We start from the raw sequence: 12125 nt of genomic DNA, 5'->3' as shown, positions 1-12125 counted from the left end.
TCACCGGTTCGGCGGACTCCCTGCGGCTGGGTTGGTTCACGCTCTTGTGAGGATGTTGCCGTGTTGACACGCATGCTGTGCAGTTCCCTGTTGTTCGTGCTGATGGTGTCGCCCGCAGCGGCGCAGCGCAATGCCTTCGTGCTTCGGAGCGGCTCCGACACGATTGCAGTCGAACAATTCTCCCGGACGGCGCAGGGTGTTGACGCCGAGGCGCTGGTCAAGGTAATGGGTCTCCGGATCGGATTGTCGGCCGTGGTGGGGCCCGATGGACTGGTGCGGACGCTGACCAATCGTGCCTGGATGGCGGCGGACCCTGCGGATGCGCCTCCGCGCCAGGTCGCGGTGCTCACCTTTCAGGGCGATTCGGTCATCGCGGACCTGACCACCGGGGAGCAGAAAACGCAGCAGCGGCTGGGAACCCGTGCCGGCGCGCTGCCGCTGGTCAACCCGACCTTCTCGCTCTTCGAGTTGCTGCTCGAGCGTTTTCGGCGCGCCGCGGCAGATTCGGCCGAGTATCCGGGGTTCATGGTGGCGGGCGGTCAGACGCTCGCGATCACCGCGAAGCGCGTCGGGGCGGACTCGGTGATTCTGTCGATGGCCGGGGGCGACATGCGACTGCGGGTCGACGCCGAGGGCCGGATTCTCGGCGGGACGATTCCGGTTCAGCGCCTGACCATCGAGCGGGTTCGGGCGCAGGCTGATCAGCTCGTTGCGGAGAAGCCCGACTACTCAGCACCGCCAGGCGCACCGTACACGGCGGAGGATGTAGTGATTCAGACGCCAATGGGGCACACGCTGGCGGGGACCATCACGATTCCCAAGGGTGCGAGCGCGCGGGCTCGGGTTCCGGCCGTTGTCACGATTACGGGGTCGGGGTCGCAGGATCGGGACGAAGCGATTCCTCTCTTCAAGGGGTATCGCATCTTCCGCGAAATCGCGGACACGCTGGGCCGGCGGGGCATTGCCGTTCTGCGCATGGACGACCGTGGCTTTGGCGGGTCTGGCGGCGATGCGGCGAGTTCGACCAGTGCGGACTTTGCGCAGGACATCCAAGCCGGTCTCGCCTATCTGCGCACGCGACCGGAGATCGATCCAGCCAAGCTGGCGCTGGTCGGGCACAGCGAGGGTGGCATCATCGCGCCCAAGGTGGCATTGGCAGAACCACAGCTTGCCGGCATCGTGTTGCTTGCCGGCACGGCCTACGCCGGCCGGCCGATCCTGACGTTTCAGCTCTCCAACGCCATCAAGAACGATACGTCGCTGACGCCGACGCAGCGCGACTCTGCGCTGGCTGCGCTTCCCGCAACGATTGACGCCGGAGCGGCACAGTCGCCGTGGATGCGGTACTTCCTCGACTATGATCCGAGTGTGACGGCCCGCAAAGTTACGACGCCGGTGCTGATTCTGAACGGCGAAACGGATCTGCAGGTCACGGTCGATCACGTGCCGCTGCTCGAGAAGGCGTTCAAAGCGGCGGGCAATCGAGACGTGACAGCGAAAATCCTGCCGAATCTGAACCATCTCTTTGTCTACGATCCGGACGGGTTCCCCGGGCGGTATGTCCAGCTGCCCTCCTTTGCGGTGGACAAAGGGGCGCTCGGTCTCGTGGCCGACTGGTTGGCCAAGCGGTTGATCAAGCCCGCCAGCTAAGGTCGGGACGGAAGGCTGGCCGGATTCCGGTCGGGAGCAGGACAAGTCTGGGGCGCCCTTCTGTTTTGGGAGGGCGCCTCTAGTTTTTCCCTCATGGATATGGTCGACGTTCTGATCATTGGCGGGGGTCATGCCGGGGCTGAGGCGGCTGCGATGGCGGCTCGCCTGGGCGCCCCGACGCTACTGCTGACCCAGAATCTCGAGACCATCGGTCAGATGTCCTGCAACCCGGCCATCGGCGGGATTGCCAAGGGCACGGTGGTTCGGGAGGTCGACGCCCTGGGTGGCGTGATGGGTCGGGCGACCGATCGGGCGCGGATTCAGTTCCGGATGCTCAACAAGTCGAAAGGGCCGGCCGTCTGGTCGCCGCGGGCGCAGTGCGACCGGGGGCTCTACCGGCGAGCCGTGCGGAGCGAGCTCGAGCGCCTGCCGGGGCTGCGGTTTGCCCAGGGCACGGTAGCCCGGCTCCTGACCACGCGGGGTACCGTCACGGGTGTGGTGACGACGGACGGCCGTGAGTACCGGGCCCGTGCGGTCGTCCTGACAGCGGGCACCTTTCTCCGGGGCCGGATATTCATGGGTCTCGAGACCCAGATTCCGGCGGGCAGGGCGGGGGAACCCCCGGCGGTTGATGTAGCGCAAGATATTGAGTCACATGGACTTACCGTCGAACGCTTCAAAACGGGAACCCCGCCCAGGATCGACGGTCGGTCGGTTGACCTCAGTGCGTTCGAGCGCCAGGACAGTGATCAGGCGCCGTACTGGTTTTCCTACCATGTCCAGCAGCCCCATCCTGCGCAGCTGCCGTGTTACCTGGCCCATACGGGTGACAGGCTCAAGGAAATCATCACTGCGCAGCTGATGCAGTCTGCGCTCTATGGCGGAGCCATCAGCGGTCGGGGGCCGCGGTACTGCCCCTCGATCGAAGACAAGATTCAGCGTTTCCCCGATGCTGCTCGGCATCAGGTGTTTCTGGAGCCCGAGGGTCACGACACCCACGAGATGTACGTCAACGGCCTCTCGACCTCGTTGCCCGCGCCGGTGCAACTGGAGTTTCTGCGGAGCATTCGGGGCCTCGAGCGGGTCGAGATGACTCGACCGGGCTACGCGATCGAGTATGACTACTACCCGCCGACACAGCTCGATCGGACCTTGGCGGTTCGGTCGATTCCCGGGCTGTACTTCGCGGGACAGATCAACGGAACGACAGGGTATGAGGAGGCGGCAGGTCAGGGTGTCGTGGCGGGTCTCAATGCCGCGCTATACGCGCTCGATCGCGATCCGGTCATTTTCGGGCGTCAGGACGGGTTCATCGGCGTGCTCGTCGACGATCTCGTGACCCGAGGAGTTGATGAGCCGTACCGGCTCTTTACCTCGCGGTCGGAGTTCCGTCTGCTGCTACGGCAAGACAACGCCCTGCGGAGGCTTCTGCCGACGGCGATTCGTCTTGGCCTTCTGACCGACGAGGAGCGTCGCAACGCGGAGGTTCGGCTCGAGGCCGAGGAGCGCGTGTTGGCGAGCGCCTTCGGGACGACGATCCAGCCGAGTGGAGCAAATCCGGTCCTTGAGGCGACTGGTGAGCGTCCCATCGCGGAGGCGATGAGGATCTCGGATCTCGTCAAGCGTCCGGGGGTATCTTTGGTCGATCTCCTGGACGCGGCTGGGGCGCGGCCTGAGGGAGATGACGCGGGTTGGGCTCAGATTGAGCTACGGTACGGCGGATACCTCGAGCGCGAGCGTGAGATGGCGAGTCGGCTGTCAGAGTTGGAGTCGTTCGAGCTGCCAGGCGACCTCGAGTATCGTTCGTTTGCTTCGGTATCGTACGAGGCTCGGGAGAAGCTATCGGACCGTCGTCCTTCTACCTTGGGGCAGGCGTCGCGGATTCCTGGTGTTTCGCCGAGCGACCTTCACTCTGTGGCTATGGAGGTGACGAAGCGTCGCCGGAACGCATAGTCTCCGATCGGAAAGCACGTCGTCTCAGCCTCGCCTGTTTCACGTGAAACACTAGAACACCCCCTCGCTTTTGTCGTTGCCCCCCGTTGCCGTCACTGCGCCCACTCTGCCCCCTGTTTCACGTGAAACAGCGCTGTCCCCAGGGATGGCATCGTGACACGAACTCCGACGGCGACTCTCTTCCGGCGTGGTCAGTCAGACACCATTGAAAGAGTGCGAACCTGGTGCTTGGCCGAAGCCGGGGCGACTGGTGTCGCGTAGAGGGTCCTTTGCTTAGGGGCAGCATCGATTCCGCTGGTTGACATGGTTCCACTGTTGGATGGCCTTTCCCTGCGTGGAGGCGCTCGCGACTGTGGAAGGTGTTGCGGGTTGTGTTGCGCTGATCGAAGCCCCCCCCCGCGGCCTGATAGGCCCGCAATGTTACCCTTCGTTCCTCCACCCCTCTGTCGGAAACCCGGTCCTCTAAATGGATCGGCTCTGCCCCAAGCATCGTTTCGGCCTGTCCTTGAGCTCCACAGTCCGCGATACCCTTGCCCGCGTAGCACCGCCCTGCGGTTCTGCTCTCTTTCCCCGCGTTTGCACCATGGCGATCCCTGCATTTCTCATCGCGGGACGCCTGGAGGAACGCCCGGGCTGGTATGGTTGCGGTCCGGCTCCGAGGTGTCCAGGCACGACGGATGGAACATCATGTACCTGCTGCATTTACGGATGGTCGGGTGCGTCGTATATTCGGTATCCCTCCCGGGGATCATGGCAGTTGTGTTCTGCCGTAAGTGATTTGATTGCAATAACTTGCGAGGTGTATGGCCAGGATCATCGCGGTCGCGAACCAGAAGGGTGGCGTCGGCAAGACGACCACGGCCGTCAATCTTGCAGCCTCTCTCGCGATTGCTGAGCAACGGACGCTGCTGATCGACGCCGATCCGCAGGCCAATGCCACCAGCGGGGTCGGTCTCGACAAGAATGCCGACCGGCCGTCGCTCTACGACCTGCTGGTCGAGGAACGGCCGGCAGCCGACGCCATCGCTCGCGACGGTGAACTCCCCTATCTGGCCACGATCCCCTCGAATCAGGAACTGGTTGGCGCCGAGCTGGAGCTGGTCGGCTTGCCGCGCCGGGAAACCCGACTGCGCAGCGCCATTGCGCAGGTAGCGGATGACTTCGATTTCGTACTGATCGACTGTCCGCCGTCACTGGGGCTCATCACCCTCAACGTGCTGACGGCCGCAGATGGCGTGCTGATCCCGATTCAGTGCGAGTACTACGCGCTGGAGGGAATCTCGCAACTGCTCAACACGGTGCGCCTGGTGCAGCAGAACTTCAATCCCGACCTGGCCATCGAAGGTGTGCTGCTTACGATGTACGACGCCCGCCTCAACCTCTGCCGCCAGGTGGCAGAAGAGGCGCGAGAGTACTTTGGCGCCAAGATGTTCAAGACCGTGATTCCACGAAACGTCCGACTCGCAGAAGCGCCCAGCTTTGGCAAGCCGATTCTGATGTACGACGTGCAGTCGGTCGGTGCGAAGAGCTATCTCGCCGTTGCGCAGGAGCTGCTCAAACGGGCCCGCGGCGCGGCGGGCACTCGGGAGGACGTATGAGCGAAACGCCAGGCCGTCGTCTCGGTCGTGGGCTCGAGGCCCTGCTGGGCCCGATCTCGAAAGAAGAAGCGCAAGCGGAGGGCGCCTTGCGCGAGCTGCCCGTCGGGGTGATCGAGCCGAATCCGTACCAACCACGCCGGATCTTCGCACCCGAAGCGATTCAGGAACTCTCCGATTCGATTGCCGCATCAGGATTGCTGCAGCCGATCGTGGTGCGGTCGAAGGCGGGCGGCCGCTTCGAGCTGATCGCCGGCGAACGGCGGTGGCGCGCGGTGCAGCGACTTGGTTGGCAACGGGTGCCGGCCGTCGTCAAAGAGGTCGACAACCAGGCGCTCCTGACCCTCGCGCTGATCGAGAACCTGCAACGGGATGATCTGTCGCCGATCGATGAAGCGGTGGGCTATGAGCGCCTGGTGCGCGAGTTCGATCTCGGCCAGGCGGAGATTGCCCGCTTGGTGGGTAAGAACCGGGCCACCGTTGCCAACTCGCTCCGCCTCCTCAAGCTGCCCGCCGACATCCAGGCTCTGGTTCAGCGCAAGGTGCTGAGCGAGGGGCACGCCCGCGCGCTGCTCGGCCTGGCCGACGAACGCCAGATGGCTCGCCTGGGCCAGGCAGCGGTCGAGGGCGGCTGGTCGGTCCGCGACCTCGAGAGCCGAGTCAGGGGCGAGGTGCCGGGCGGACGGAAGCGCGCGTCCAAAACGCCGGAGCGGACCCAATCGGCTGAGACGCGACGCGTCGAGGAAGCGCTCCGCGATCGATTGCAGACGGAGGTTCGGGTCACGGCACGCCGCAAAGGCCGCGGCTTCGTGACGATCAGCTACTTCTCCAACGACGATCTCGCACGAGTGCTCGAGAAGATTCTGGGCGAGCCCTTCGGCGGATGAAACCGCCGCGCCGTGGAGTGACGGTCAACGTCGTTCGCGACGGCGACCTCACCTCCACGACCTACCGCCTGTCGGCGCTGGCATTTCGCGCCATCGTGGTCGGGGCCATTGCGATCGGGATCGTGCTGGTGCTCGGCATCGCACTCTACGCCCCAATTGCGCGCCAAGCGGCTCGGGTCCCCGGCCTCGAACGCGAGGTCGGACGCCTGACGCTCGAAACCGGGCGGATCCGCGAGCTGGCCGCGGCGCTCGAATCGATGGAGGCGAGCTACTCGAGACTTCGCAGTATGGTCGGCGCCGACCTCGTTCCCGAGCCGGTCGGCTACGTTGGCGCAATCCCGGTCGCACCGGCCATCGAGGTCGTGCCCCCTGGTCTCCAACGTCAGTACCAGCCCGGGCCCTCGGTTCCGGCTCACTGGCCGCTCGACGAGGCAGGGTACCTGACTCGCGGCCAGGTACCGACCGGCGCCCCCGACGAAGCGCATCCCGGCATCGATCTCGCTGTGCCTGTCGGGACGCTGGTGCGAGCCGTCGGCGGGGGAACCGTTCGGCAAACCGGCGACGACCCCCACTACGGCCTGTTCGTGCTGCTCGAGCATCCGAACGGGTACGAATCCATGTACGGTCACCTGTCGCGGATCACTACCACCGTCGGTCGAGAGGTTCCCGCGGGTGAAGTGATCGGCCGAAGCGGCAACACCGGCCGATCCTCGGCGCCGCACCTCCACCTCGAGATCCGCCGAGACGGCACCTCGGTCGATCCGCTGACTCTGATTCGGGAAGGACGCTGACCATGGGGATGTTCTCCTCCAATGGAACCGACCCTGGCACCTCGCGTCGCCGCGCGGAATCTGCCAACTTCTCCATTGTCGCGAGCGACCTCGTCATTACCGGCGACCTGCGCTCCGAGGGCGTGATTCGCGTCGAAGGACGAGTCGCCGGCAACGTCGCGGCCGGTCAGCAGATTCTGGTGTCCAAAGGGGGCGTGGTCGAAGGTGGCCTCGAGACCCGTGAGGCGGTCATTGCCGGTACGGTCCTCGGTCCGGTCATCGCGACCGAGCGAGTCGAGGTACAGGCCACCGCCCAGATCCACGGCGACATCGTTGCGCCGCGACTCCTAATCCAAGAGGGCGGGTGCATCAATGGCGGCATCAAGATGGAAACCGCGGCGGCCGGCAGCAATGCGTAGCCTTGCCTTCGGCGCCCTTGCGCTGCTGCTCTCTGGCTGCGGCCGATCGGCAATCGGCGACGGTTTGACGGTAGCACTGGTCACCCCCGGCTCAGTGGCGGACGCCTCCTGGAATGCCGGCGCGTACCAGGGCCTCCAGTGGATTCGCGACTCGCTCCAGGCGTCGATCAGTCACCAGGAGGCGCGGACGCCTGGTGCGCAGGAAGAGGCCTTGCGGGCCTACGCCGCCTCAGGGTACCGCCTCGTCTTCGGTCACGGCTTCGAGTTTCAGCAGCCGGCCGAACGGGTCAGCCGCGAGTACCCCGAGACGATCTTCATCGTGACCTCTGGCGAGCGAGTCGAGGGGAATGTTGCGCCCCTGGTGTTCCGAATCGAGGAGGGGACCTATCTGGCCGGGATGTACGCCGCCGGCCTGTCCCGCACCGGGCGGATCGGCTTCGTCGGCGGGATCGAGCTGCCGCCGATTCAGCGCGGCTATCGCGGATGGCTGCATGGTGCGCAGCGGATCAACCCGGCAATAGAGTCCCGGCTGACCTACCTCAACACCTTCGATGATGCGGCCGCCGGTCGTGAGGCCGCGCTGGCCATGATCCGACTCGGCGTCGATATGCTGCACCACAATGCCGACGAAGCGGCCAAGGGGGTCTTTCAGGCGGCGCGGGAAAGCAACGGCATCTTCGTCTTCGGCGCCAACGCCGATCAGACCGAGCTGGCGCCCGATCGGGTCCAGGGCTCGGTCATTCTCGATCTGCCGCGGGCACTCCTCACCGTCGCGCGAGAAGTTGCCGACGGCACCTTTGTGCCGAAGGTCGAATCGTTCGGGATCGCGAGCGGGGTAATCCGCTACGTGCCCAATCCGGCCCTGGCCGGCGCGGTGCCCGCCGAGTTGGAGGCGCGGGTTCGAGCCGCAGCGGACTCGATTGCGGCCGGCACCCTGGTGCCGGTGCCGGTCAACTGAGATGCCGCGCGTCGCTCTCGAGACGGTTACCGACTACCTCGACCGCTATCTGCGGATTCGAGAAGTTCCCGATGAAAGCGGTGCCGTCAACGGTCTGCAGGTCGCCAATCGCGGCTGGGTCGGCGGCATCGTGGCTGCTGTCGATGCCAGTCAGGCCACTATCGACGGCGTCGTTGCGGCAGCGGCTCGTTTCGAGGCGCCGCCGCTTATCCTGGTGCATCACGGGCTGTTCTGGGACGGCAACCAGCCCGTCACGGGTCGTCGGTATCGCCGCCTGGTCGCGCTCATGAGCCATGACATTCCCCTGTATTCGGCGCATATCCCGCTCGACGTGCACGCCGAAGTCGGCAACAACGCGGTGCTGGCTCGCCTGCTCGGGGTCGAACAGCTCGATCCGTTCGACAGCTACAAGGGAATCCCGATGGGGGTGCAGGGTTCTCTCGCTGAGCCGACCGCGCGGGAGGAAATGGTGGTGCGGCTCAACGGATTGCTCGACACCAACGCCCGGCTCATTCCGGGCGGACCCGAGCGAGTTCGGCGGGTCGGCATCATTACCGGTGGGGCCGGGGCGCGAATCGCCGCCGCCAGGGACGCCGGGCTCGACCTGTTCATTACCGGCGAGGGGGCGCACTACACCTACTTCGATGCGGTCGAGTTCGGGGTGAACGTGATCTTTGCCGGACACTATGCCACCGAACAGGTTGGGGTGAAGGCCCTCGCTGCGCAGCTGTCGGAACGATTCGAGCTGCCCTGGGAGTACCATCACCATCCTACCGGACTGTGACGCCCGTCCTCGAACTCGCCGGCATCGGCAAGCGGTACGGCTCCGTTCAGGCTCTGGACGGGGCCGATTTCGTTCTGGCGCCGGGTGAGGTCCACGCCCTCCTGGGTGAAAACGGCGCCGGCAAGTCGACCCTGATGCAGGTGGCGTTCGGCCTGGTCGAGCCCGATACGGGTTCAATCCGAATCCGAGGCGAAGCCGTGCGACTCGCCGGTCCGCGCGATGCCAAAGCGCGCGGGCTCGGCATGGTGCATCAGCACTTCACCTCAGTGCCCGCGATGACGGTGCGGGAAAACCTCTGGCTCGCGGCCGGCAGGGTCCGGCACCCGGCAGGAAGCCCCCCTGCGCCGGGTTCGGTATCGGATCGACTCGATGGAACCCGAACTCGACTCTGGCAGGGGCTCGATCCGTCGGTTCGCGCGGAGGATTTGGGGGTTGGTGCCAAACAGCGTTTGGAGATACTCCAGGCATTGGCCACGGGCGCAAGTGTGCTGCTGCTCGATGAACCCACCGGGCTGCTCACCCAGGATGAAACGACGGAGTTACTACAACTACTCCGCGCTTTCGCCGACCGGGGCGGTGCGGTCGTCCTGATCACCCACAAGCTTGCGGAGGCACTGGCGGTGGCCGACCGCGTCACCGTGCTGCGCCGAGGCAAGACCGTGTGGAGCGGAACGGCCGCAGCCCAGAACGCAACCACGCTGGCCGCCGCGATGCTTGGCGCTGGGACCGACCGGTCGGAGCAACCGCAGGCTCCCGGCCCCGCCGGTGACGTCGTGGTCCAGGTGTCCGGGCTCGTGGTTCGCGCGGGAGAGATCGTTGGGGTTGCGGCGGTCGAGGGCAACGGTGAGCGGGAATTGCTCCGGACGATCGCGGGCGTCGAGGCGCGGGCCAGCGATGGCCTCGTGGCGTCTCCCGTGGTCTTCATTCCGGGTGATCGCACTACCGAGGGTCTGATACCGGGCTTCAGCCTGACGGAGAATCTCGTACTCGGCCAGCTCGACCGCTGGAGCCGCGGCGGTTGGATCAACTGGCGGGGTGCGGCGGACCGCACCGGTCGCCTGCTTGGCGAGCATGACGTACGGGCGCCTGGCGCCGGCGCCTTGGCTCGAACCCTGTCGGGCGGCAATCAGCAGAAGCTGATCCTGGCTCGAGCGCTCGACCTCGCTCCGCGCGTCGTGGTGGCGGAGAATCCGACCCGGGGTCTCGATCTCCAGGCCACGGCTGCGGTGCACGCCCGCCTGCGCAGCGCCGCCGCCGGAGGCGCTGGTGTCCTGGTCTACTCTGCCGATCTCGACGAAATCCTCGAGCTGGCAAGCCGGGTCGTCGTGGTGCACCGGGGCGTCGTGCTGCCGGTCCCGCAAGGCGCTAGCCGCGCGGAGCTGGGACGCCTGATGCTGCAGGGGGCTCAGTGAGCTACTTGCGTCCGCTCCTGATTCCCGTGGCTGCGGTGCTTACCGGGCTGCTGCTGCTGGCGGTGGGATTGGCAGCACTCGGCTACGACGCGCCACTCGCGCTTGGTGCGCTTTGGCGCAGTGCGTTCGGGTCGTGGTATGCCTTCGGGTCGGCAACGCTGGTGCGGGCGGTTCCCCTGATCCTGATTGGTCTGGGCCTGGCGGTGGCCTTTCGCGCCGGCGGGCTCAACATCGGCGCCGAAGGGCAGTTCACCGTCGGTGCAGTCGGGGCCACCTGGATGGCCGTGCAGGTGGCGAGCTGGCCTGGCCCGCTCGCGATCGTTGCCGTTGCGCTGACCGGATGCCTGGCCGGGGTGGTCTGGATTGCGGTGCCGATCTGGCTGCGGCTTCGGTTCGGCGTGCTCGAAGTCATCAGCACGCTGCTGCTCAACTTCGTGGCGGAGGCGGTGGTCAGTTTCATGGTGCACGGGCCGCTCCAGGAGGCCAGCCGGACGTACCCGCAGAGCGATCCGATCGCCGCCGCTGCGCGCCTGCCGGTGTTGCCGGGCTCGCGTTTGCACCTGGGTCTGCTCGTCGCGGTGGCGCTGGGGCTCATCTTCTGGGTCCTGTTTACCAGGAGCGCCTGGGGCTTCCGGCTTCGGGCCGTTGGTGAATCGCCCCGCGCGTCGTGGGTTTCCGGCCGGATCGATTCGCCCAGGGTGCTTGCTGTCGCGCTGGCCATAGCCGGCGGGATGGCCGGCCTCGCGGGCGCCTTCGAGGTGTCGGGCGTGACCTATTCGCTCTATGCCAACCTGTCGCCCGGTTACGGCTTCACGGCTATTGCCGTCGCGCTGATTGCGCGGTTGCATCCGCTGGGTGTCATCGTGGCCGGGCTCGGGTTCGGGGCACTCGAGGCTGGCGCTGCGGGCATGCAGCGTGAGGCAGGGGTGCCGGCGGTCGCGGTCTATGTGGTTCAGGCAGTGATCATCGTGGTGGCGCTGCTGAGCGTCAGTCGCACTCGATTGCTGCGCGCAGAGACGGGCGGCTAAGCAATGGATCCGATCATCGGCTTTGTCGCCGCGGCGATTCGAATCGCCACACCGCTCACCTGGGCGGCACTGGGCGAGGTGCTGGCCGAGCGCGCCGGCGTGATCAACCTGTCTGTCGAAGGCGCCATGCTCGCTGGCTGTCTCGCGGCGGCGACCGTGGCCTCCACCACTGGCAGCCCCTGGGCTGGCGTGGCGGCCGCGATGCTGGCCGGGGGCGCCGTTGCGGCGGTCTTTGCGGCAACGGCGATCTGGGCCAGGACCGATCAGATCATTGCCGGTACCGCAGTGACTCTGGCATCGATCGGGGTGACCGGCATGTGGTACCGTCAGGCGGCGCACGGAACCTCGGCCGGCCTCACGGTGCCAACCTTCTCCCCGGCAAGCATTCCCGGGCTCGAGTCGATTCCGTGGCTCGGGCCGGCGCTCTTTCAGCAGCCGTGGCTCACCTATCTCGCCATGCTCGCCGCCGCGACAATGACGTGGTACCTGTTCCGAACCACCTCGGGGCTGCGACTCCGCGCGGTTGGTGAGCAGGCGTCGGCCGCGCGCGCCGCCGGCGTGTCGGTTCGCTGGCGCCAGACGGGAGCCGTTGTCACTGGCGGTGTGCTCGCCGGAATCGGTGGGGCCACGCTGGTTCTGGCACAGGTTGGGGCATTTACCGAGCGGATG

Annotated in this window: 11 protein-coding genes; all 11 read left to right on the top strand. The window is 66.2% G+C overall.

Going from position 1 to position 12125, the window contains the following annotated elements; genetic code table 11:
• Positions 1–72 precede the first annotated feature (72 nt).
• Positions 73–1650 (top strand): alpha/beta fold hydrolase, encoded by a 1578-nt coding sequence (locus KF785_00055; GenBank protein MBX3145131.1) that lies wholly within the window; start codon positions 73–75, stop codon positions 1648–1650.
• Positions 1651–1743: 93 nt separating this feature from the next.
• Positions 1744–3603 (top strand): tRNA uridine-5-carboxymethylaminomethyl(34) synthesis enzyme MnmG, encoded by a 1860-nt coding sequence (gene mnmG / locus KF785_00050; GenBank protein ID MBX3145130.1) that lies wholly within the window; start codon positions 1744–1746, stop codon positions 3601–3603.
• 803 nt (positions 3604–4406) lie between these two features.
• On the top strand, positions 4407–5201 hold the full coding sequence (locus tag KF785_00045) for a ParA family protein (protein ID MBX3145129.1): 795 nt from the start codon (positions 4407–4409) through the stop codon (positions 5199–5201).
• A complete protein-coding gene (locus tag KF785_00040) occupies positions 5198–6085 on the top strand; it encodes a ParB/RepB/Spo0J family partition protein (GenBank protein ID MBX3145128.1) in 888 nt (295 codons plus the stop codon). Before KF785_00045 ends, KF785_00040 begins: the two co-directional genes overlap by 4 nt.
• Positions 6082–6876: a M23 family metallopeptidase gene (locus KF785_00035; GenBank protein MBX3145127.1), complete on the top strand. Its 795-nt coding sequence runs from the start codon at positions 6082–6084 to the stop codon at positions 6874–6876. The genes KF785_00040 and KF785_00035 overlap by 4 nt, the downstream gene beginning before the upstream one ends.
• Positions 6877–6878: 2 nt before the next feature.
• A complete protein-coding gene (locus tag KF785_00030; protein ID MBX3145126.1) occupies positions 6879–7274 on the top strand; it encodes a polymer-forming cytoskeletal protein in 396 nt (131 codons plus the stop codon).
• On the top strand, positions 7267–8232 hold the full coding sequence (locus KF785_00025; GenBank protein ID MBX3145125.1) for a BMP family protein: 966 nt from the start codon (positions 7267–7269) through the stop codon (positions 8230–8232). The genes KF785_00030 and KF785_00025 overlap by 8 nt, the downstream gene beginning before the upstream one ends.
• Position 8233: 1 nt before the next feature.
• Positions 8234–9016 carry a Nif3-like dinuclear metal center hexameric protein gene (locus KF785_00020; GenBank protein MBX3145124.1) on the top strand — a complete coding sequence of 261 codons (783 nt, stop codon included), beginning with the start codon at positions 8234–8236 and terminating at the stop codon, positions 9014–9016.
• On the top strand, positions 9013–10428 hold the full coding sequence (locus KF785_00015) for an ATP-binding cassette domain-containing protein (GenBank protein ID MBX3145123.1): 1416 nt from the start codon (positions 9013–9015) through the stop codon (positions 10426–10428). The genes KF785_00020 and KF785_00015 overlap by 4 nt, the downstream gene beginning before the upstream one ends.
• A complete protein-coding gene (locus KF785_00010; GenBank protein MBX3145122.1) occupies positions 10425–11456 on the top strand; it encodes an ABC transporter permease in 1032 nt (343 codons plus the stop codon). Before KF785_00015 ends, KF785_00010 begins: the two co-directional genes overlap by 4 nt.
• Positions 11457–11459: 3 nt before the next feature.
• On the top strand, positions 11460–12125 hold a 666-nt coding region (locus KF785_00005), incomplete at its 3' end, for an ABC transporter permease (GenBank protein MBX3145121.1).

The sequence above is a fragment of the Gemmatimonadales bacterium genome (assembly GCA_019637315.1).
GTDB lineage: Bacteria > Gemmatimonadota > Gemmatimonadetes > Gemmatimonadales > GWC2-71-9 > SHZU01.
This window is presented reverse-complemented; position numbering and strand designations above follow the sequence as displayed.

Bases quoted from the DNA above. Each gene is read 5' to 3' on its own strand.
- KF785_00030 (MBX3145126.1), top strand. From the start codon at position 6,879: ATGGGGATGTTCTCCTCCAATGGAACCGACCCTGGCACCTCGCGTCGC.
- KF785_00055 (MBX3145131.1), top strand. From the start codon at position 73: ATGCTGTGCAGTTCCCTGTTGTTCGTGCTGATGGTGTCGCCCGCAGCG.
- KF785_00035 (MBX3145127.1), top strand. From the start codon at position 6,082: ATGAAACCGCCGCGCCGTGGAGTGACGGTCAACGTCGTTCGCGACGGC.
- KF785_00040 (MBX3145128.1), top strand. From the start codon at position 5,198: ATGAGCGAAACGCCAGGCCGTCGTCTCGGTCGTGGGCTCGAGGCCCTG.
- KF785_00045 (MBX3145129.1), top strand. From the start codon at position 4,407: ATGGCCAGGATCATCGCGGTCGCGAACCAGAAGGGTGGCGTCGGCAAG.
- KF785_00020 (MBX3145124.1), top strand. From the start codon at position 8,234: ATGCCGCGCGTCGCTCTCGAGACGGTTACCGACTACCTCGACCGCTAT.
- KF785_00025 (MBX3145125.1), top strand. From the start codon at position 7,267: ATGCGTAGCCTTGCCTTCGGCGCCCTTGCGCTGCTGCTCTCTGGCTGC.
- mnmG (MBX3145130.1), top strand. From the start codon at position 1,744: ATGGATATGGTCGACGTTCTGATCATTGGCGGGGGTCATGCCGGGGCT.